The 19855-nt window shown below is 70.9% G+C and carries 20 protein-coding genes; 10 read left to right on the forward strand and 10 right to left on the reverse strand.

The features are described 5' to 3' along the window. Positions 1–9: 9 nt before the first annotated feature. From DX116_RS06555 to DX116_RS06565, 3 genes are all read right to left on the reverse strand, one after another. Positions 10–330, reverse strand: a complete 321-nt coding sequence (locus DX116_RS06555) for a hypothetical protein (protein WP_119703335.1) — start codon at positions 328–330, stop codon at positions 10–12. 97 nt (positions 331–427) lie between these two features. Beyond that, positions 428–901, reverse strand: coding sequence for a VOC family protein (locus DX116_RS06560; RefSeq protein WP_119703336.1), 474 nt, complete (start codon positions 899–901; stop codon positions 428–430). Between the two features lie 54 nt (positions 902–955). Continuing rightward, positions 956–1813 (reverse strand): SDR family oxidoreductase, encoded by an 858-nt coding sequence (locus DX116_RS06565; protein WP_119704164.1) that lies wholly within the window; start codon positions 1811–1813, stop codon positions 956–958. A gap of 58 nt (positions 1814–1871) precedes the next feature. On the opposite strand from DX116_RS06565, the gene DX116_RS06570 reads away from it, so the two are divergent. Continuing rightward, complete coding sequence (locus DX116_RS06570; RefSeq protein WP_119703337.1) at positions 1872–2627, forward strand: enoyl-CoA hydratase; 756 nt, start codon at positions 1872–1874, stop codon at positions 2625–2627. Between the two features lie 2 nt (positions 2628–2629). Continuing rightward, positions 2630–3340 (forward strand): nitroreductase, encoded by a 711-nt coding sequence (locus DX116_RS06575; protein ID WP_233556585.1) that lies wholly within the window; start codon positions 2630–2632, stop codon positions 3338–3340. Positions 3341–3445: 105 nt separating this feature from the next. Here the strand turns inward: DX116_RS06575 and DX116_RS06580 are convergent, their stop codons facing one another. Beyond that, positions 3446–4864, reverse strand: coding sequence for a hypothetical protein (locus tag DX116_RS06580; RefSeq protein ID WP_119703338.1), 1419 nt, complete (start codon positions 4862–4864; stop codon positions 3446–3448). A gap of 101 nt (positions 4865–4965) precedes the next feature. Here DX116_RS06580 and DX116_RS06585 point away from each other — a divergent pair, with 101 nt between their 5' ends. The 3 genes from DX116_RS06585 to DX116_RS06595 all read left to right on the forward strand — a co-directional run bounded on the left by DX116_RS06585 (position 4966) and on the right by DX116_RS06595 (position 8007). Continuing rightward, positions 4966–6525, forward strand: coding sequence for a molybdopterin-dependent oxidoreductase (locus DX116_RS06585; RefSeq protein WP_119703339.1), 1560 nt, complete (start codon positions 4966–4968; stop codon positions 6523–6525). Positions 6526–6577: 52 nt separating this feature from the next. Continuing rightward, a complete protein-coding gene (locus tag DX116_RS06590) occupies positions 6578–7246 on the forward strand; it encodes a fasciclin domain-containing protein (RefSeq protein ID WP_119703340.1) in 669 nt (222 codons plus the stop codon). 119 nt (positions 7247–7365) lie between these two features. Then, on the forward strand, positions 7366–8007 hold the full coding sequence (locus DX116_RS06595; protein ID WP_119703341.1) for a histidine phosphatase family protein: 642 nt from the start codon (positions 7366–7368) through the stop codon (positions 8005–8007). A gap of 42 nt (positions 8008–8049) precedes the next feature. Here DX116_RS06595 and DX116_RS06600 read toward each other — a convergent pair whose 3' ends face one another. Next, positions 8050–8883 carry a variant leucine-rich repeat-containing protein gene (locus DX116_RS06600; protein ID WP_119703342.1) on the reverse strand — a complete coding sequence of 278 codons (834 nt, stop codon included), beginning with the start codon at positions 8881–8883 and terminating at the stop codon, positions 8050–8052. 119 nt (positions 8884–9002) lie between these two features. Here DX116_RS06600 and DX116_RS06605 point away from each other — a divergent pair, with 119 nt between their 5' ends. Genes DX116_RS06605 through DX116_RS06615 form a run of 3 tightly spaced genes read left to right on the forward strand, consistent with a single transcriptional unit; the run spans position 9003 to position 11230 of the window. Beyond that, on the forward strand, positions 9003–9803 hold the full coding sequence (locus tag DX116_RS06605) for an SDR family NAD(P)-dependent oxidoreductase (protein ID WP_119703343.1): 801 nt from the start codon (positions 9003–9005) through the stop codon (positions 9801–9803). A gap of 3 nt (positions 9804–9806) precedes the next feature. Beyond that, the gene (locus DX116_RS06610; protein ID WP_119703344.1) at positions 9807–10565 is read left to right on the forward strand and encodes an SDR family oxidoreductase; all 759 of its coding nucleotides are present in this window, start codon (positions 9807–9809) and stop codon (positions 10563–10565) included. Between the two features lie 56 nt (positions 10566–10621). Next, positions 10622–11230 (forward strand): proline-rich domain-containing protein, encoded by a 609-nt coding sequence (locus DX116_RS06615; protein WP_119703345.1) that lies wholly within the window; start codon positions 10622–10624, stop codon positions 11228–11230. Here the strand turns inward: DX116_RS06615 and metX are convergent. From metX to DX116_RS06635, 4 genes are all read right to left on the reverse strand, one after another. After that, a complete protein-coding gene (gene metX / locus DX116_RS06620; RefSeq protein ID WP_233556586.1) occupies positions 11194–12351 on the reverse strand; it encodes a homoserine O-acetyltransferase MetX in 1158 nt (385 codons plus the stop codon). The genes DX116_RS06615 and metX overlap by 37 nt on opposite strands. A gap of 24 nt (positions 12352–12375) precedes the next feature. Then, the gene (locus tag DX116_RS06625; RefSeq protein WP_119703346.1) at positions 12376–13665 is read right to left on the reverse strand and encodes a bifunctional o-acetylhomoserine/o-acetylserine sulfhydrylase; all 1290 of its coding nucleotides are present in this window, start codon (positions 13663–13665) and stop codon (positions 12376–12378) included. A 399-nt stretch (positions 13666–14064) separates the two neighbouring features. Further along, positions 14065–15384 carry an ATP-dependent 6-phosphofructokinase gene (locus DX116_RS06630; protein WP_119703347.1) on the reverse strand — a complete coding sequence of 440 codons (1320 nt, stop codon included), beginning with the start codon at positions 15382–15384 and terminating at the stop codon, positions 14065–14067. Positions 15385–15434: 50 nt separating this feature from the next. Continuing rightward, entirely contained in the window at positions 15435–15935 is a 501-nt protein-coding gene (locus DX116_RS06635; RefSeq protein WP_119703348.1) for a PaaI family thioesterase, read from the reverse strand. A 108-nt stretch (positions 15936–16043) separates the two neighbouring features. On the opposite strand from DX116_RS06635, the gene DX116_RS06640 reads away from it, so the two are divergent. Both DX116_RS06640 and DX116_RS06645 read left to right on the forward strand, forming a co-directional pair. Continuing rightward, positions 16044–16694 carry an SIMPL domain-containing protein gene (locus DX116_RS06640; protein WP_199715945.1) on the forward strand — a complete coding sequence of 217 codons (651 nt, stop codon included), beginning with the start codon at positions 16044–16046 and terminating at the stop codon, positions 16692–16694. Between the two features lie 31 nt (positions 16695–16725). Further along, on the forward strand, positions 16726–17880 hold the full coding sequence (locus DX116_RS06645) for an alpha/beta hydrolase (protein ID WP_119703350.1): 1155 nt from the start codon (positions 16726–16728) through the stop codon (positions 17878–17880). A gap of 42 nt (positions 17881–17922) precedes the next feature. Here DX116_RS06645 and DX116_RS06650 read toward each other — a convergent pair whose 3' ends face one another. Continuing rightward, complete coding sequence (locus DX116_RS06650; RefSeq protein ID WP_147393606.1) at positions 17923–19806, reverse strand: hypothetical protein; 1884 nt, start codon at positions 19804–19806, stop codon at positions 17923–17925. Positions 19807–19855: the final 49 nt, after the last annotated feature.

Genomic DNA, 19855 nt, shown 5'->3' on the forward strand with positions numbered 1-19855 from the left:
CAGCGCCCCTCAGGCGTGGTGGTGGACCCTGACGTCCTGGTACGCGAAGCGGTTCGGGAAGTAGTGGGGTGCGGACGGCTGCCCGGTGCGCTCGACCGGCCCCGGATCGTCCGGCAGGGCGACGCACGGACGCTCGCACCAGTCGTTGCGACGGACGAGGCGGTCGTCGACGATCGTGCCGAAGTAGTGTCCGTCGAGGTCGACGACCTCGTTGTCCTCCCACGGCAGGCACGCGATGCGGTGTCCGTCGAGGTCGAAGACGTGCGGATCGGACCAGGTGCGGCGGAAGGCGACCGGCCGTCCCCCCATGTCGAACAAGTACACGCTCATCGCTGCTGACAATCCTTCCCCTCGCCCTCGACGGTACGAGGCGACGACGCGATTCGGGGGAATTTGGTGTCCGACACCTGAAATTGGCTCGAACGAACTAGTCCGTCTGGGCCGCGAACGCGTCCTCGAGGGCCTGGACGTCGAGCCGGTCCATCGCCATCATCGCCGCCTGGGCGCGCCCGGCGGCCTCGCGGTCGGGATCTCCGAGCAGGCGGTGCAGCGTCGTGGGGACGATCTGCCAGCTCAGCCCGAAGGCGTCGACGAGCCAGCCGCACCGGCTCTGGCGTCCGCCGCCGGCGATCAAGGCGTCGGAGATCGCGTCGATCTCGTGCTGCGTCTCGACGCTGACCGCCAGCGAGAACGCCTCGGTCATCGGGAAGTGCGGTCCGCCGTTCATGAGCGTCAGCCGCTGTCCCTGCAGGCTGATCTCGCCGATGAACAGCGTGCCGTCGGGGTGACGCTGCTCGCCGAGCAGCTCGGCGGAGTCGAAGATCGAGAGGTAGCGCTCGATCGCGGCCTCGGCGTTCGCGTCGAACCACAGGAACGGCGTGACGGTGATGTGACTGACCATGGGATCCGGTCTATCACCGCCCGCCGTCCGGTGGGGGTGGTTCGGTGCAGCCGGTCAGTGCAGCGAGAGGTTGGGGTCGTGCGGGCCCTTGGGCTCGACCCAGAAGTCGAGCGCGAGGTCGGACTCCTCGCCGCCGTTGAGGTAGACCGAGAAGTCGGTGACCCCGGCCTCCTCGAGCACGTCGTCGTCGATGAAGAAGTTGCCGGTGCACTCGCGGCTCGGACGCGTGAGGATCTCGTAGGCCGCGTCGGCCATGATCGACGGCTTGCGCGAGTGCGTCGTGAGGCCGGGGCCGACGACGTTGCGCACGGCCGCGGTGTCGATCGCGGTGCGGGGCCACAGCGAGTTGGCGGCGATGCCGAGCTCGCGCAGCTCCTCGCTGAGCCCGAGGGTCACCAGGCTCATCCCGAACTTGGCGATCGTGTACGCCGTGGCGGTCGAGAACCACTTGGGGTCGAGGGTGATGGGCGGCGACAGCGTCAGGACGTGCGCGTTGTCGGCGGCGGCGAGGTGGTCGATGCACGACTTGGCCAGCAGGAACGACCCGCGCGAGTTGATGTCGTTCATCAGGTCGTACTTCTTCATCGTCACGTCGCGGGTGCTCGACAGGTCGATCGCCGAGGCGTTGTTGACGACGATGTCGATGCCGCCGAAGGCCTCGGCCGTGCGGGCGACGGCGTCGAGCACGAAGGCGTCGTCGCGGATGTCCCCGACCAGCGGCAGCGCATGCCCGCCGGCCTCCTCGATCGCCGCGGCCGCGGTGTGGATCGTGCCGGGCAGGGACGGGTGGGGCTCGGTCGTCTTGGCCAGGAGTGCGACGTTGGCGCCGTCCCGGGCGGCGCGCAGCGCGATCGCCTCGCCGATACCGCGACTGCCGCCGGACATGATGATGGTCTTGCCTGCGAGTGACATGCCCATGATCTTGCCACCACTACTGTCACGATGGCCAGGGATCACCTAGCCTGTGCCCATGAGCGATGCAGTCCTGGTCACGGACGCCGAGGGCGTCCGCACCATCACGTGGAACGACCCCGACCGGCTCAACGGCCTCACCGGCGTCATGCTCGACATCGCGTCCGACGCGGTCGAGCAGCCTCCCGCCGGGACGCGCGTCATCGTCGTCACCGGCGCGGGTCGGGGCTTCTCGACGGGTGCGCGGCTCGACGGGCCGATCAGCGGCACCGAGCCGATGGACCGGGCCAACCGGCTGATCCGCGCGATCGTCGCGAGCCCCCTGCCGGTCGTGGCGGCCGTCAACGGACCCGCCGCCGGATTCGGCTGCTCGGTCGCCCTCGCGGCCGACATCGCGGTCGCCCAGGAGTCGGCGTACTTCCTGCTGCCGTTCACCAGCATCGGACTGATGCCGGACGGCGGGACGACCGCGGTCGTCGCCGCCTCGGTAGGCCGCGCGAGGGCGTCGGCGATGGCCCTGATGGGCGAGCGGCTGCCGGCGTCCGAGGCGGCATCTGCCGGTCTGATCTACCGGGCCGTGCCCGATGACGACTTCGCCGCCGAGGTCGACCGCGTCGTCGACCGGCTGGCCCGCGGGGCGAGCGTGGCCTACCGCTCGACCAAGCAGGCGATCGCCGCCGCCACGCTGCCGCACCTCGACGAGGCGCTCGACCGCGAGCGCGACCAGCAGGTGCAGCTGTTCGACACCGCCGACTTCGCCGAGGGCACGACCGCCTTCATGGCCAAGCGCCCGCCCGTCTTCCAAGGACAGTGACCGTGACACAGGACGTAGCCGTGGACCCCGCCATGACCCAGTACGAGACGCTCGATCGTCTGCTCACCGCACGACGCAGCTGCCGCGGTTACCTGCCGGACGAGGTGCCGCGCGAGACGATCGAGCAGGTGCTGGCCGCGGCGCAGCACACCGCGTCGTGGTGCAACACGCAGCCGTGGAACGTTCACGTCGTGTCGGGCGAGGCCAAGGAGGCACTGTCGAAGGCCGCGGTCGACAACGTCATCGCGACGTTCGGCCAGCCGGCACCGTCCGACTTCCCGTTCCCTGCGGCCTACACGGGTGTCTACGACGAGCGGCGCAAGGAGGTCGGCTGGCAGCTGTACGAGGCGGTCGGCGTGCAGCGCGGCGACCGTGACGGGTCGGCCACACAGATGCTGCGCAACTTCGAGTTCTTCGGCGCCCCGCACGTCGCGATCATCACGACCGATGCCGACCTCGGCGTCTACGGGGCGATCGACTGCGGGCTGTACGTCAACTCGTTCATGCTGGCGGCGCAGTCGCTGGGGCTCGGTACGTGCGCCCAGGCCGCGATCGCCCAGGTGACGCCCGCGGTGCGCACTGTGCTCGACCTGCCGGACGACCGCCGGGTCGTCTGCGGCATCTCGTTCGGTCGTCCCGATCCCGACCACCCGACCGCCCGGTTCACCTCCACCCGGGCCCCCCTCGACGACGTCGTGACCTGGGTCGACTGAGCGCTGAGGCCGCTTGCGGCGGCGGCGCCGCGAAGCGGGAGCGGTTCACGCCGAAGGCGTCAGTCTGCGAAGCCCGGTGAGCGATTCGCCCGGGCCTGCCCCTCCCTAGCCCCGTAGCGCGCCGATGCCGAGGACGGCGGCGAGGCCGAGAGCGCTTCGAGGGTCGTACGCAGCGGTCCACAGTCCGCCGTGGGCGGCGTTGACCGCCTCGTCCTGCCACGGCTCGGCCTGGGGCGCAGCGCCCGCGCGCAGGTCGTGCACCAGCAGCGCGGCCATCAGCGTGTTGCTGGTGGCGGGATCGAAGATCTCGACGCCGAAGCGGTGCGAGCCGGCGTAGGCGGCGGCGAGCGCCTTGTTCTTGACGACCGAGCGCGTGCGGGTGGCCGGGGCCACGTTGAGCGACACCGTCGTGCCGGACGCGCGGGCCGTGGTGGCCCGCCAGCGCTGCAGCCTCTTGGCGAGCGCGTAGTTGGGGCCCTGCTGCGGCACGAGCGCGTCGCAGATGCCGGGGTCGGCGCCCGGCGGGTAGTGCCGCTGCAGCAGGCGTCCGCCGCTGACCATGCGCAGCGGGGCGCGCACGAGCCGCGACCGCGACGAGTACAGCTCGTTGGCCCGCTGCACCTCCTCGGCAGGGACGGCGAAGGTGTCGGTCGGGGTGGCCAGGAAGGCCAGGGCGGTGTCGTCGCGCTGGTCGACCAGGTGCTGGGCGAGGGCGTCGGCGGCCATCGAGAGCCGGACGTGCGTGCCGCCGTCGGCGTAGCAGTAGTTGCCCAGCACGAGCCGTCCTGGCAGGCCGCCGAGCCAGTGGGCGATGCCCGGCAGCTCGGTCAGCAGGTCGGCGCCCGTGTCGTCGCCGTGCGTGAGGATGCGCGCCGGCACGAACGTGCGCCCCGCCGACTCGGTGGCCAAGGTGCGGATGCGCTCCTGCACGTCGTCGCGCGGGAGGTCGAGGGCGACGACCTGCGCGCCCCAGCGCAGCAGTGCACGGTAGGGCCCCATCTCGGCACCCGCGCCCAGCACGACGACGGTGTCGCCGTCGAGCCGCAACCACTGCGGGTTGTCCTGCACGGTCTGGACGGCCTCGGACGCCGAGCGGGTGATGACGCCGTCGGCGACCCACCGGTCGAGCTGGTCGACGAGCGCCCGGCCGCTGAGTCGCTGCCCGCGGTAGGGGATCGACAGCTCGGTCTCGGCCTCGCCGGCGCCCTCGACCGTCCGCGTGTGGAAGGCCTGGGTCAGCGCGCTGCCGTCGATGGCCTGGTCGAGGGGCAGGTCGCCGAAGCGCATCAGGTCGTGGGCGCTGCGCAGGCCGTCGGCGGCGATCGCGTGCGCAGCGGTCGCCTCGCCCACGCCGGCCTCGACCGCACGTCGGAAGTGCACGAGGTAGTTGCGCCGCCAGTTGGTCTCGTTCTCGACGGCACGCGCACCGACCGGATCGGCCTTGCGCAGCGCATCGGCCATCACGGTGCGGGCGGCCGACGTGGAGCTGTCGGACGGAAAGGCGACTCCCTCGCGTTCACTCATCAGGCCAGCGTAGGAGCCGCGACCCGCTGGGCACGAGGTGCCCGGCGAAACATTTTCGACATCCCACCAATCCCTGCGGGCGCGGGCGGCGAACTGGGGGTGTGACGACGCCCACGGCAACCCGCAGCGCAGCCCCCTGGTGGGCAGGAGCCATCGCCGGCTTCCTGGCCGCCGCCTCGGGCGTGGCCGTCGGCACGGCGGTCGCCGCTCCCCTGCAGGGCGTGCCGTCGCCGATCGAGTCGGTCGGCAACCGCGCCATCGACTACGCGCCGCCGTTCCTCAAGGAGTTCGCGGTCAAGCAGTTCGGCACCGCCGACAAGCCGGTGCTGATCGGCGGCGTCATCGCGACGCTCGCCCTCGTCGCGATCGTCGCCGGCATCGTCGGACGCCGCCGCCCGCGCGTGGCGCTCGCCGTGGTGGCCGTGCTCGGCGGCATCGCGATCGTCGCCGCCGCGATCGACCGCACCAGCACGGCCAGCCGCGCGCTCACGCTGGTGCCGTCGGTCGTGACCCTGCTGGTCTCGCTCGGCTCGATGCTGGTGCTGCTGGCCAACCTCCGCGCCCGCGAGCAGGCCGCCGCCGACCACCCGCTGGGCCTCGGACGCCGCGGGTTCCTCAAGGCGTCGCTCGGGGTCACGGCCCTCGTCGTGATCGGCGGCGCGGTGGGCCAGGTGTTCGGCAACGCCGCCGCGGCCGCCTCCCGCGCCGGCATCCGTCTGCCGCGGGCGGCCAAGCCCGCCTCCGCGGTGCCGGCCGGTGCCCAGGTCGACGTCGAGGGCGTCAGCCCGTACGTCACGCCGAACCGCGACTTCTACCGCGTCGACACCGCGCTGAGCATCCCCGACGTGCCGGCCGAGGGCTGGAGCCTGCGCATCCACGGCATGGTCGACAAGGAGCTCAACCTCTCGTTCCGCGACCTGATGGACATGCCGCTCGAGGAGCACCGCGTCACGCTGACGTGCGTCTCCAACGAGGTCGGCGGGCCGTACGTCGGCAACGCCCTGTGGCTCGGCGTGCGCACCGCGACGCTGCTCGAGATGGCCGGCGTGCAGGACGGCGCCGACGCGATCAAGTCGACCAGCGCCGACCGCTGGACCGCCGGCACGCCCCTCGAGGCGGTCACCGACGACCGTACGTCGATGGTCGCGATCGGCATGAACGGCCAGCCGCTGCCGCTGGCCCACGGCTTCCCGGCGCGCCTCGTCGTCCCCGGCCTCTACGGCTTCGTCTCGGCGACCAAGTGGCTGACCGACATCGAGGTCACCCGCTTCGCCGACTTCAAGGGCTACTGGACCACCCGCGGCTACACCGCTCTCGCGCCGATCAAGTTCTCCTCGCGGATCGACGTCCCCAAGTCGTTCCAGGCCTTCCCGAAGGACTCGGTCCGGATGGGCGGCGTCGCTTGGGCGCAGACCGTCGGCATCGCGAAGGTCGAGCTCAGCATCGACAAGGGCGACTGGTTCGAGGCCGAGCTGGCCGACGAGGACAACGTCGAGACCTGGCGCCAGTGGTCGTACCAGTGGGACGAGGCCACGACCGGCATCCACACCGTCCAGGTGCGGGCCACCACGAAGGACGGCACGACACAGACCTCCGATCGGGCGCCCATCCGCCCGAACGGGACGACCGGCTGGCAGAGCGTCCAGTTCCGCGTCGAGTAACACGCAGCACCCGCACGAGATCACGACAACCCAACCATCAAGGAGACACACCATGCGTACCCAGACCAAGAGCTTCGCCGTCGCGGCTGTCGCTTCGCTGGCCCTGTTCACTGCTGCTTGCGGTTCGAGCGACTCCGAGGGCGACGCTTCCGCTCCGGCCAACGACTCGGCCAGCTCGGCCGCCCCGTCCGACGACTCGTCGGCCGCCGACCCGGCCGCCGACCTCGTGGGCCCGGGCTGCGCCGACTACGCCAAGGCCGTGCCGGACGGTGCCGGCTCGGTCAGCGGCATGTCGCAGGACCCGGTCGCCACGGCCGCCAGCAACAACCCGCTGCTGAAGACGCTGACCGCTGCCGTCAGCGGCAAGGTCAACCCCGACGTCGACCTGGTCGACACGCTCAACGGCGGCGAGTTCACCGTGTTCGCGCCCGTCGACGACGCTTTCGCCAAGATCCCGGCCGACACGATCGACACGCTGTCGAAGGAGGCCGGTGGCAAGACGCTGTCGAGCATCCTGACCTACCACGTGATCCCCAAGCGCATCGCGCCTGCGGACATCGACGGCACCTTCAAGACCGTCAACGGCGCCGACCTGACGATCACCGGCTCGGGCGACGACATCAAGGTCGGCGACCAGGCCGCCGTCATCTGTGGCGGCGTCCAGACCGCCAACGCGACGGTCTACCTGATCGACACGGTGCTGATGCCGCCGGCGAGCTGATCGCCGCGGAGCACCAGCTCCACCTGCTGCACCTGCACGATCGCACGACCCGCGAGGCCGGCACCTGACTTCACCAGGTGCCGGCCTCGCGGCACGCCACGCGTCGGTAGGGTCGGCCCATGGGCTCCATCCACCTGATCCGGCACGGGCAGGCGTCGTTCGGCGCCGCCGACTACGACCACCTCTCCGCGCTCGGCTTCGAGCAGTCGTCCTCTCTCGGGGTCTCGTGGGAGGCGTCGGGCTGGGCCCCGACCGCCGCCGTCGCCGGCGGCATGAAGCGCCACGCGCAGACCGCGATCGCCGCGATCGACGCCAGCGGGGTGGGCGACGGCTACGACGTCGACGCGGGCTGGGACGAGTACGACCACCTCGCGCTCGCCCGTGCGCACGACTCGTCGGCGATGGGCGCCGACTCCAAGGCGTTCCAGCGCATGCTCAACGTCGCGATCACCGGCTGGATGGCCGGCGAGGAGGGCCCGGGCGAGACCTACGCGACCTTCTGCTCGCGTGTCATGTCCTCGTTCGACGACGTCGTGTCGCACGCCGGCTCGGGCCGGCAGATCGCCGTGTTCACGTCGGGCGGCCCCATCGCGCTGGTCGCCTCGCACCTGCTGGCCGGCGACGACTCGCTGTTCCAGCGCATCAACGACGTCGTCGTCAACGCGAGCGTCACGACCGTCATCGTGGGCGGCACGGGCGCGCGGCTGTTGGCGTTCAACGAGACGGGCCACCTGCCCCGCGACATGGTCACGTTCCGATAGCGAGCCCGGTCGGCACGAGCGACGACTCGTTCGATCGGCCTGCTACGAGCAGTTGGCCGTGTAGTACTGCGCGGCCCTCTTCTGTGCGGCGTCGAGCTCGGCGGGCACCTGGTCGAATGCGCTGGGATCGCTCGCCGTTCTGAAGTAGGTGGCCATGATGCCGACATCGCTCTTGACCTCGGCGGGCGCAAAGCGCTCGACGTTGTCGAGGATGCTGACGATCGATTTGACGGGGCCAGAGCCCGGCTGGGCGTCGGGATTGGCGTTGATGATGCTCACCGCGGACTTGAATCCCTCGCAGAACAGCTCGAGGGACGAGCTGGACGGAGGCGTGCCCAGGGTGGGTGAGCCCAGCGTGGGCGAGTCGAGGGTGGGCCTGGTCACGGTGGGCGGGTCGGACGGCTCGGGCGCGTCCTTGGTCTGTGACGACGACGCCTCGTCCTTGTCGTCGTCGCCGCCGAAGACCTTCGTGGCGCCGAAGGCGGCGCCGCCGATCAGGGCCAGCACGACGACGACCACGCCGCAGACGACCCAGAGGTTCTTGCTGTCGCCGCCGGGTGAGCCAGGTGTCGGTGAGCTCTGGTTGCCGGCCGGGGGGACGGCGCCCTGGGCCGGGTACGCGGTGGGGGTCTCGGCGGGCGGCGGCGGTGGGCCCGCTGGTGCGGGGGCAGCGGCCGGAGACCCGGAGCGCATCGCCAGCACGGCGTCGACCGTCGGGTCGCCCTGCTGCCCGAGCCAGTCGAGCAGCGCGGGATAGGCCGCGGGGTGGACCGCGATCGCCGTCCAGAGGTCTCGGTCGAGCTGGGCCAGCTCGGCGAGCCGTGCGCCGCTGGTCGACGGGTCCTGAGCCTCGCGGATCATGTCGGCTGATGCCATGACTGTCTTCTCTCCCCCGGAACAACCTGTCTTGTGACACGTTGCGGACAGGGTAGTGGCTCGCCGACTCGAGGTGCACGTCGACGTCGTGGCGGCTGACATACCGGTAGTATCTGGGCATGACGATCTCTCCCGGCTCGCGTGTCCTGGTCACGGGCGCCGCCTCCGGACTCGGCCTCGCGCTGGTCCACCAGATGGTCGGCCGCGGATGCCGCGTGCTCGCCACCGACGTCCACGACGAGGCGCCCTCGACGCTGGCCGACTTGGTGGGTGTCGACTACCGCCGCCTCGACGTCACGCAGGACGTCGACTGGTCGACGGCACACGACTGGACCGTCGAGCAGTGGGACGGTCTCGACTACCTGTTCAACAACGCCGGGGTCGCGGCCGGCGGACGCATCGAGCTGACCGAGATGGACCAGTGGCAGTGGATCGTCGACATCAACCTGCTCGGCGTCGCCCGCGGGTGCCGCGCCTTCGCGCCGACGATGAAGGCGCAGGGCAGCGGCCACATCGTCAACACCGCTTCGGCCGCCGGTCTGATCCACCCGCCGCGCATGAGCGAGTACAACGCGGTCAAGGCCGGGGTCGTGGCCCTCAGCGAGACCCTGCTGCACGAGCTGGCGCCCTACGGCGTGCGGGTCTCGGTGGTGTGCCCGACGTTCTTCAAGACCAACCTGACCGAGTCGCTGCGCGGCAAGGACGAGGCGGCCCAGAAGTCGGCGGCCAAGCTCATCGACCGGTCCAGCGTCACCGCCGACCAGATCGCCGCCGAGGTGCTCAAGGGAGTGGAGAAGGGCCGCCACATCATCCTGACCGACCGTGACGGCAAGCTGGCCTACGCGGCCAAGCGGTTCGCCCGGCCGCTGTACGACCGGATGATGAAGAAGGCCTCGTTCGCGATGGCCAAGAAGGACTGACCGATGCGCACCAACGTCCTCATCACCGGCGCCAGCTCCGGGCTCGGCGCCGGCATGGCCCGCATCCTGGCTGCCAAGGGTCACCACCTCGCCCTGACGGCACGACGCGTCGACCGCCTCGAGGCACTGCGCGACGAGCTGCTCGCGGCGCACCCCGGGATCGAGGTCGTGGTGCACGCGCTCGACGTCACCGACCACGAGCAGGTCTTCGCGGTGTTCAAGCAGGCCGTCGTCGACCTGGGTGGTCTCGACCGCGTCATCGTCAACGCCGGGCTCGGCAAGGGCGGCCGCATCGGCACCGGCCGGTTCGAGGCCAACCGCCAGACCGCCGAGACCAACTTCGTCGCCGCGCTGGCCCAGTGCGAGGCCGCGATGGAGCACTTCTACGAGCGCAAGGCCGGGCACCTGGTCGTCATCTCGTCGATGTCGGCCATGCGGGGCATGCCGTCGTCGATGACGACGTACGCGGCGACCAAGGCCGGGCTCGCGATGCTCGCCGAGGGCATCCGCTCCGACCTGATCGGCCGCAAGGGCCTCGACATCAAGGTCACGACCCTGTTCCCGGGCTACATCGCGTCGGAGATGAACGAGGGCGTGCAGCAGGAGACCCGCATGATGGTCGACACCGAGACGGGGTGCCGCGCCCTCGTGGCCAAGATCGAGGCCGAGGTCGTCGACGCGGCGGTGCCGTCGTGGCCGTGGGCCCCGCTCGGGCAGGTCATGAAGTACGCGCCCCTGGGCATCGTCCGCCGGATGGTGTGACGGTCCTCTTTCGGTAGGGTCAGGGCCACCGACGTCATCGATCCAGGGGGAGAACCATGACCACCACACCGCCAGAGCCCGACCAGCCCTTCGGCGCGGGCCAGCCGCCCTACCCGGGCGAGCAGCAGCCCGCCGCCCCCTACGGGGCCTACCCGACGTCGCCCGGCGGGCAGCCTCCGCAGCGTCAGGCGCCGCCCGCGCAGCCCTCGTCGATCGCGCTCGCCGTCAAGCTGATGTACGCCGGTGCGGTGCTGAGCGTCCTGTCGCTGATCTACAGCTTCACGACGCTGGGCAGCCTCAAGGACGACATCCGCGCCGAGCTGCTGAAGAACGACACCACCGTCAGCCAGTCGACGATCGACGCGGCGTACGCCGTCACGATCACGATCGCGGTGGTCTTCGGGCTCATCGGCGCGCTGCTGTGGGTCTGGATGGCCTGGAAGAACGGCCAGGGTCGCAGCTGGGCCCGCGTCGTGGCGACCGTGCTGGGCGCCTTCAACCTCATCGGCCTGCTGTTCACCGCCGCGGGCAGCAACTCCGAGACCGTCACCGTCATCTCGTCGGTCATCAGCGTCGTGCTGGCCGTGGTCATCCTGGTGCTGCTGTGGAAGAAGGAGTCGAGCGACTTCTACTCGGCTGCCGAGGCCTCGCGCCGGATGTACTGACGCTCGACCGGGTCGGCGAGCAGGTCTCGAGCCAGCTCGCCGACCTGCTCGGCCTCCACCAAGAAGCCATCGTGACCGTGCACGGACGTCACGACCGCCAGCGGGCCCGCACCCGGGATGAGGTCGGCGAGCTCCTGCTGCTGGTGCAGCGGGTAGAGCCGGTCGGAGTCGATGCCCGCCACCACCGTGCGTGCCGTCACCCGCGACAGCGCCGACGCGATGCCGCCGCGGTCGCGCCCGACGTCATGGGTGTCCATCGCGGACGTCAGCACGACGTACGAGCCGGCGTCGAAGCGGCTCACGAGCTTCGCGCCGTGGTGCTGCAGGTACGAGTCGACCGACCACGTGCCGTCCATCTCGGTCGCGCGGCCGAAGCGCTGCTGCAGCTCGGTCTCGCTGCGGTACGCGATGTGCGCGATGCGACGGGCGAGGTCCAGACCGGCGAGGGGGCCCACCGGTCCGTCGTAGTAGTCGCCGTCGAACCAGGCCGGATCGGTCTGGATGGCCGCCACCTGGGTGCGTGACAGCGCGATCTGCTCGGCCGAGGCCGCTGCCGAGGTGGCCAGCAGCATCAGGCGCTCGACCCGGTCGGGGTGCTCGACGGCCCACTCGACCGCTCGCATGCCGCCGGCCGAGCCGCCGATCACGGCGTGCCACCGGTCGATGCCCATTCGGTCGGCCAGGGCGACCTCGGCGCGGACCTGGTCGCGGACGGTCAGCGCCGGGAACGAGCCGCCCCACGGCAGCCCGTCGGGGTCGAGCGACGCCGGCCCGGTCGAGCCTTGACACCCGCCGAGGATGTTGGCGGCGACCACGAACCAGCGGTCGGTGTCGATCGGACGGCCGGGGCCCACGACGCTGCCCCACCATCCATCGGTGGGATGCCCCGGCCCGGCCTCGCCGACGACGTGGCTGTCACCGGTGAGTGCGTGCAGCACCAGCACGGCGTTGGATCCGTCGAAGGTCCCCCACGTCTCGTACGCCAGCCGGACGTCGGGCAGGGTCGCGCCCGAGTCGAGCGTCAGGTCGCCGAGGTCGGCGAAGAGACGTCCGCCCGGAGGATCCCCCTCGCGCCACGCACCCGTGACGAGAGACGGATCGATGCCCGGAGCCAGGCTCACTGCTGCATGCTCACTGTTCGGACCTCACTTCGCGGCGCGGAAGCCGGCCTCGAGGTCGGCGAGGATGTCGTCGATGCCCTCCAGGCCGATCGCGAGGCGGACCAGACCGGGGGTGACGCCGGTGGCGGCGTGCTCCTCGGGCGAGCCCTGCGAGTGGGTCGTGCTCGCAGGGTGGATCGCGAGGCTGCGGACGTCGCCGATGTTGGCGACGTGGCTGAACAGCTCGAGCGCGTCGATGAACGCCTTGCCGGCCTCGAGGCCGCCGGGCAGCTCGAACGTCAGCACGGCACCCGCACCCTGGGGCACGTACTTGTCGGCGAGCTGCTTGTAGGGGCTGCTGGGCAGGCTGGCCCACGTGACGCGCGAGACGTCGTCGCGGGCCTCGAGCCACTCGGCGACCTTGCGGGTGTTCTCGACGTGGCGCTCGATGCGCAGGCTGAGGGTCTCGAGTCCCTGGGCGATGAGGAAGGCGTTGAAGGGGGCGATCGCGGCGCCCGTGTTGCGCAGCACCTGCACGCGCAGCTTGGAGATGTAGGCGGCCGGTCCGAGGGCCTCGGCGTACTTGAGGCCGTGGTAGCTCGGATCGGCCTCGGTGAATCCCTTGAACTTGTCGCCGTGCGCGCCGTAGTCGAACGTGCCGCCGTCGATGACGACGCCGGCGATCGCGGTGCCGTGGCCACCGATGTACTTCGTGGCGGAGTGGACGACGGTGTCGACGCCGTGCTTCAGCGGGTTGAGCAGGTAGGGGGTCGCGATGGTGTTGTCGACGACGAACGGGACCCCGACCTCCTTCGCGACCGCGGAGATGGCCTCGAGGTCGAGCACGTCGCCCTTGGGGTTGCCGACCGTCTCGCCGAAGAACACCTTGGTGTTGTCCTGGACGGCGGCGCGCCACGCGTCGGGGTTGTTGTTGTCCTCGACGAACGTCACGGTGATGCCGATCTTCGGGAACGAGTGGCGCAGCAGGCTGTCGGTGCCGCCGTAGAGGCTGGCCGAGGCGACGATGTGGTCGCCGGCCTCGGCGACGTTGGTCAGCGCGGCGGTCGTGGCGGCCTGCCCCGACGCGAAGAGCAGCGCCCCCACGCCACCCTCGAGCGCGGCCAGTCGCTCCTCGACGACCGACTGCGTCGGGTTGATGATGCGGGTGTAGATGTTGCCGGGCTCGGCCAGGCTGAACAGCGCCGCGGCGTGGTCGGTGTCGCGGAACTGGAACGACGTCGTCTGGTAGATCGGCAGCGCGCGGGCACCCGTGGTGGGGTCGGGCACCTGGCCCGCGTGGATCTGCTTCGTCTCGAATGACCAGTTGTCGCTCATGGTGTCTCCTGGGGAGTGGAAGGTCGGTGCCACCGACAGTGCCACCGTCTCGCCAGTTGACAAGGGTGTCTCACCATGTGATCAGTCGTTCCCCAGGGAGGCCGTTTGCGGCCGACCGTGAGCGCAGCGAGGGGGACTGGCATGAGCCTGACCAGTGGGTTCGCCTCGGGCTTCGCCCTCACGGGCCCCCACTCGCTGCGCTCGCGGGAGGGACCCCCAGCTGCGCTCCCTGGCGAACGAGAGCGTGCGTTCCCCAGGGAGGCCGTCTGCGGCCGACCGTGAGCGCAGCGAGGGGGACTCGGGTGGGTCCGATCGCTCACCAGGCCTCGCTGTCGGGCGGCTTCGCCGCGCACGCTGCGCTGGCCCGCTTCGACGCTCGGGCGCGGGGCGCCCTCGGTCTCAGCGCATGCTGAAGGGCTGGGCCGTCGACTCGAGCACCGAGAGCCACAGGTCGCCGTCGGCCGAGACGCTGTGCGACCCGGCCGTGACGAACGGGATCGGCACGTTGACGAAGCGGTGGCGCCGTCGTCCGACGACCATGTCGGTGCGGCCGGACATGGCCGCGTGCACGGCGGTCTGGGCCAGCCGGGTGCAGTAGACCGAGTCGGACGCGTCGGCGGGCACCGAGCGGATCGCGTAGCCCGGGTTGAAGTAGCGCATCGTGAGGGGCTGAGAGCGGTTGGCGAAGTCCTTGCCGATCTCGTCGCGCAGGAAGCCGGCGATGTCGCCGAGCACCGCGTTGCCGCTGGCGTCGGTGCGGTCGTCGGCGGGGATGAGGTCCTGGCCGGCACCCTCGGCCAGCACGATGACGGCGCTGCCGCGCTCGGCCACGCGCCGGGCGAGCAGGCTCAGCAGGCCGTTCTCGCCGTCGAGCGCGAACTCGACCTCGGGGATCAGCACGAAGTCGGCGTCGTGGTTGGCCAGCGCGGCGTAGCAGGCGATGAAGCCGGCGTGCCGGCCCATGACCTTGACGATGCCGACACCGCCGACCGCCGCCTCGACCTCGACCCGCGCGGCCTTGATCGACTCGGCCGCCTTGGCGAACGCGGTCGAGAAGCCGAAGCTCTGGCCGATGTGGGGGATGTCGTTGTCGATCGTCTTGGGGACTCCGACGATGCCGATCGACAGGCCGCGCGACGCGATCTCGCGACCGATGTTGTGAGCGCCGCGCATCGAGCCGTCGCCGCCGATCACCAGCAGGATGTCGATGTCGAGCTCGACGAGCCGGTCGACGATCGCGCTGGGGTCTTGTGCACCCCGCGACGAGCCGAGGATCGTCCCGCCCCGCTCGTTGATGCGGGCGACGTACGACGGGGTCAGCTGGACGACGTCGTGCCCGTTGGCCTCGACGATGCCGGCGTACCCGTGCTGGAAGCCCACGACGTCGCGCACGCCGTAGTGGGTGTGCAGCTCGAGCACGATGGCCCGGATGACGTCGTTGAGGCCGGGGCACAGACCGCCGCACGTGACGACGCCGACCTTGGTGGTGGCGGGATCGAAGAAGATCGACTGCCGCGGTCCACCGGCCTCGAACGTGGGCAGCTCGTCGAGGGGGACGCCTCGGGCCGTGATCAGCTCGATGGTGTCGTCGTAGAGGATGCGGTCGGTCTCGCCGACGTAGTACTCGTTGGTCTCGCGGTCACCCACGTACATCGCGAGGGGACTCTTGACCGTGCACGCACCGAGCGTGCGGACCTGGAGATCGGCGAGGGTGACCACGGATCGATCCTATCCGAGGAGACCCTCATGTTCTGCGGGATCCGAGGCGTTCACCCCGCGGGGAACACGAGGCAGGTCGACGTCGCCGTGGCGAGCAGCCGCCCGTCCGCGTCCTTGATGTCCGCCTCGACGAACGCCGCCCGCGATCCCGGCTTGGTGACGCGGCCGGTCGCGACGACGCGGCCGGTGTCGACCGTGATGCCCCGCAGGAAGCTGACGTTGAGGTCGAGCGAGGTGTACGCGGTGCCGGCCGGCAGCGTCGTCTGCACCGCGCACCCGCACACCGAGTCGAGCAGCGTCGCGAAGAATCCCCCGTGCACCGCGCCGATCGGGTTGTAGTGCGACTCGTCGGGGGTCGCGCCCATCACGACCACGCCGGTCTCGACGCTGACGAAGTCCATGTTGATGTGGCTCGCGATGGGGGCACCGGGGATCTCGCCGGCGAGGATCGCCCGGAGGTAGTCCAGCCCCGACATCGTCAGCGCGAGGGCGGCCTGCGGGCGCGGATCGACCCAGGTGATGGTCTTGGAGTGCTCGGACGGCTCGGTCATGGAGGCAGCCTAGTACCTGGCTATGCAATGCCGAACTCAGGTCGCGGCCGCGTCCGCTCGCGGCGCCGAGCTGGATCGGTGGCCACCGGTATGGGGCAAGATGTCCGCATGACGCTCGACATCACCGTGCGCGGTTCCGCGGAGCAGCACCACCCCGCCGAACGCGCGACCGTCGCCCTGGCCGCTGCGATCGAGGGCCCCGACCGGGCCGTGGCGTTCTCCAGCGCCGTCGCGATCCAGGATCCGCTGTCCGCGCACCTCAAGGAGCTCGTCGACCTCCACGCGGTCACGACCTGGTCGAGCGACCAGGTGCGGGTGTTCAGCCATCGTCCGTGGGACGGCGAGGGGCGCCGCGGCGAGGCGGTGCACGTGGCCCGGGTGCAGCTGCGGGCCGAGTTCACCGACTTCGAGCGGTTGAGCAGCTTCGTCGACCACTGGTCGAGCGTCGACGGCGTCGAGATCGGCGGCGTCGAGTGGGACGTCAGCGCCAAGAGCCGTCGGGTCCACGAGGCCGAGGTGCGCAAGGCCGCCGTCGACGACGCGGTCGCGAAGGCGCAGACGTACGCCAACGCAGTGCGCCGCGGCAAGGTCGTGGCGACCCAGATCGCCGATCCGGGCATGCTGGTCGGCCCCGGTGACCCGTCCGCCGTCCCCATGCTCAAGGCCGCCTTCGCCGACGGCCACGGCCCCGAGCTCGACCTGACGCCCCAGGAGATCGTGATCCGCGTCGAGGTCGACGCACGCTTCCAGGCCGACTGACGAGTTCACATACTGCGAGTATGCTTGCGGTATGTGGTGGTCGACGTGGCGTGATCGCGCGGCCGGGCTGATCGGCCTGGTGCCGCACCCCCGGGCGCGCCAGCGTCCGGGACGTCCCCGCCCCGATCGGCCGGCACGTGCGGGGCGCGGACCCATGCGCGTGGTCTACGACGAGGCCGTCGTCCACGAGACCTTCAGCCTCAAGGCGCGGGTGCTGCAGCGGTCGATGCGCATCGTCTTCAAGCCCCTGCTGCGGTACACGCCGATCAACGACCGGTCGCTCGCCGCGATCCGTGCCCTCGACCGGTTCTCGGCCAAGAGGCCGCGGTCGCGCTACGTCGAGCCCGTCGAGTACCGGCTGGGCGGCGTCCGGGTCGAGGCGATGACCCATCGCTTCGGGCCCGACAGCGACATGACGATCCTCTACCTGCACGGCGGGGGATTCTTCTCGTGCGGCATCGAGAGCCATCGACGCATCTGCGAGCGTCTGGCCCTCAAGACCGGTGCCACCGTGGTCTCGGTCGACTACGTGCAGCTGCCCGAAGGGGCGATCGCCGACTCGGTCCACGACGCCATCACGGCCTACGCGGCCCTGCTCGACCAGTCGACGCACCCCGACAAGATCGTCGTCGCCGGAGACTCCGCGGGCGGCTACCTCGCGATGAAGGTCGCCGAGCTCGCGACCCGCCGGGGGCTGCAGGCGCCGGCCGCGCTGCTGGGCTTCTCGCCGCTGCTCAGCGTCGACCCCGACCGCGAGGACAAGGACGTCATGCGCATCATCCGGTCGCGCGACGCCTACCTGCCCGTGGGTCGCCTGGCCAAGATCCGCGAGCGCTGGCTCCCCGAGGGGGCGTCGATCGAGGGGTACGCCTCGCCCCTGCACGCCACGGCGTACATCAGCTCGCCGACGTTCTTCGTGGCGGTCGAGGACGAGATGCTGCGCCCCGAGGTCGAGGCGATGGCCCTGCTGCTGGCCGGGCGGGGCGTCGAGGTCGAGACCCACCTGTGGCGCAAGCAGGTGCACGCCTTCCCGGTGCTGGCCGACGTGCTGCCCGAGAGCGAGATGGCGCTGCAGCTCGCGGCGGACTTCGCGCGCCGTGCCGTGGGCGAGCTCGACCGACCGACCACCGTCGATCCCGACACCCACCAGGAGCCGATCGCCGGACTGGTGCCCGACTCCGCCTGAGCCGCTGCCGGGCGAGGTGACCTCACCCGGCAGCGGTCGTCGTCAGCGGAAGGACACGCGCATCCGCGTCATGGCACGGTCGTCCTGCGTGCCCGACGAGATGCCGACCGCGGACAGCTTCGAGGCCGCCTCGATGCCCTTGCGGACGTCGGCCGGGGGATCGGCCTCGAGCAGCTTGTCGATGATCGTGCCGATGTTGACGTAGAGGCCGGCCGAGGCGTTCTCGCCGTCGGGGATGACGCTCTTGAACGCCTTCTCGTCGCCGAGCGAGCCCTTGGGGTCGGAGATCGCGTCGGCGGCGTCCTGGTTGCTCGCCAGGACCGCACCCTGGTCGGTGGGCGAGGCGATCAGCGGGATGCCGGCCCGCGAGGCCTGCGCCGCGATGCGCTTGACCAGGTCGAGCGCGGGCGCCTTCTCCGACGTCAGCGAGAGGGCCACGTCGATGCTGCTGAAGGCTTCCGGACCGGAGAACGTCGGCAGCTTCTCGAGGTTCTTGGACCCGATGGCGAGCGTGAGGTTGTCGCCGAACAGGGTCTCGAGGTCTTCGGGCAGCTTGAAGCCCGTCTCGAGCTCGAGCCGGTCGAGGAACTGCTGGACGTTGAAGCCACCGCCCAGTCCGCCACCACCGAGATCGCCGCCGCCCAGTCCGCCACCGTTGGGGTCGGTCGGATCGCTGCCGAACGGATCGTCACCGCCGAAGGGGTCGTCGCTGCCGAACGGGTCGTCGGGGTCGACCGTCGGCCCCGAGCTGGACGGCACCGGGAACGTCGGCGTCGGCTCGGTCGGGACAGTGCTGATCGGATCGACGAGCGTGCTCGACGGGGTGCTGCTCGCCGTGTCGCCGAGCCCGCCTCCGCCGGCGAACTGTCGGTCGAACTCGCTGACGAACGACTCGAAGCCCTCGGCGACCTGCTTGCCGGCGCCGGAGACGGACAGGGCGGCGATGGTGTCGGAGGGCAGCTTGCCGAGGGCAGCGACCTTGCTGTCGCCCTTGGTGGGAGCGATGCCACCCAGCACGGCGAGCTCGATCGCGTCGCCGTCGGCGCGCAGCGTGGTCGCCACCGAGCCGGCCTTGACGAGCTCGTCGAGCTGCGGACCGAGCGCCTCCTTGGCCTCGGGCAGGTCGCTCAGGCTCTTGAGGTCGGCCCATGCCGAGGCGATGCCCTGGTCGCCCAAGGAGTCGACGTCGGCGGCGAACGTCTTGTTGTCTCCCAGCGTCGCCTTGTCGGTCGCGGCGGCGGCCTTGTCGACCTCGGCCTGCGTGGGCGCGATGAGCGCGTAGCCGTCGCGGTAGCCGATGCCGTACTTCTCGTCGGCGCAGCCGAAGAGCTTCTTGATGCCGGCGCGCGACGCGTCCTCGTCGGTGACCTGCACCGCGATGAGGGCGGAACGGTCCTTGATGCTGGCGCCCACGCCGATGCGGTCGCCGAGCCACGGCTCGACGTCCTTGTCGTAGTCGACGTCCTTGCACTCGCTCGCGAGGATCTTGGGGAAGACCAGCTCGCGGATGTCGGCCTGCTCGTCCTTGATGCCGATCTCGTCGGCCAGGTCGGGGACCTTGCGCAGCAGCTTGAACAGGTCGACCTTCTGGCTGGCCGAGGGGTCGAGGTCGAACCGCAGGTAGACCTGCGTCGAGGCCGGCATCACGTCGTGCGGCTGGGGACCGCCGCCGCTGAGTCGGTCGTAGACCGCGTAGGCGCCGATGCCGCCCGCCACCACGAGGGCGGCCACGACGCCGCCGATGATCGCGACGCGGCCGCCACGACGGCCCTTGCCGCCGCCGGTGGCGACGGGCGCGCCGTCAGCCGGGGGTGGCGGAGGCGGCGGGGGGACGGACGAGGCCCCGACGGGGGGCATCGGCGCTGTTGCCGGCGCGGCCGGCGGCGGCGGTGGGGGCGGCGGCGGGACGGGACTGTGGTCGCTCATGGGGCTGCCTCTCAGCGAAATCTTGGGTCACCAGAGCCTAGCCGAGCCC

The sequence above is a fragment of the Aeromicrobium endophyticum genome, assembly GCF_003586285.1.
Classification (GTDB): Bacteria; Actinomycetota; Actinomycetes; order Propionibacteriales; family Nocardioidaceae; genus Aeromicrobium; species Aeromicrobium endophyticum.

Excerpts from the sequence above, each read along its gene's own strand:
- DX116_RS06645 (WP_119703350.1), top strand. The coding sequence starts at position 16,726 with ATGTGGTGGTCGACGTGGCGTGATCGCGCGGCCGGGCTGATCGGCCTG.
- DX116_RS06640 (WP_199715945.1), top strand. The coding sequence starts at position 16,044 with ATGACGCTCGACATCACCGTGCGCGGTTCCGCGGAGCAGCACCACCCC.
- DX116_RS06600 (WP_119703342.1), bottom strand. The coding sequence starts at position 8,883 with ATGGCATCAGCCGACATGATCCGCGAGGCTCAGGACCCGTCGACCAGC.
- DX116_RS06565 (WP_119704164.1), bottom strand. The coding sequence starts at position 1,813 with ATGTCACTCGCAGGCAAGACCATCATCATGTCCGGCGGCAGTCGCGGT.
- DX116_RS06610 (WP_119703344.1), top strand. The coding sequence starts at position 9,807 with ATGCGCACCAACGTCCTCATCACCGGCGCCAGCTCCGGGCTCGGCGCC.
- DX116_RS06595 (WP_119703341.1), top strand. The coding sequence starts at position 7,366 with ATGGGCTCCATCCACCTGATCCGGCACGGGCAGGCGTCGTTCGGCGCC.
- DX116_RS06605 (WP_119703343.1), top strand. The coding sequence starts at position 9,003 with ATGACGATCTCTCCCGGCTCGCGTGTCCTGGTCACGGGCGCCGCCTCC.
- DX116_RS06555 (WP_119703335.1), bottom strand. The coding sequence starts at position 330 with ATGAGCGTGTACTTGTTCGACATGGGGGGACGGCCGGTCGCCTTCCGC.
- DX116_RS06570 (WP_119703337.1), top strand. The coding sequence starts at position 1,872 with ATGAGCGATGCAGTCCTGGTCACGGACGCCGAGGGCGTCCGCACCATC.
- DX116_RS06635 (WP_119703348.1), bottom strand. The coding sequence starts at position 15,935 with ATGACCGAGCCGTCCGAGCACTCCAAGACCATCACCTGGGTCGATCCG.
- DX116_RS06625 (WP_119703346.1), bottom strand. The coding sequence starts at position 13,665 with ATGAGCGACAACTGGTCATTCGAGACGAAGCAGATCCACGCGGGCCAG.
- DX116_RS06590 (WP_119703340.1), top strand. The coding sequence starts at position 6,578 with ATGCGTACCCAGACCAAGAGCTTCGCCGTCGCGGCTGTCGCTTCGCTG.
- DX116_RS06650 (WP_147393606.1), bottom strand. The coding sequence starts at position 19,806 with ATGAGCGACCACAGTCCCGTCCCGCCGCCGCCCCCACCGCCGCCGCCG.
- DX116_RS06615 (WP_119703345.1), top strand. The coding sequence starts at position 10,622 with ATGACCACCACACCGCCAGAGCCCGACCAGCCCTTCGGCGCGGGCCAG.
- DX116_RS06560 (WP_119703336.1), bottom strand. The coding sequence starts at position 901 with ATGGTCAGTCACATCACCGTCACGCCGTTCCTGTGGTTCGACGCGAAC.
- DX116_RS06580 (WP_119703338.1), bottom strand. The coding sequence starts at position 4,864 with ATGAGTGAACGCGAGGGAGTCGCCTTTCCGTCCGACAGCTCCACGTCG.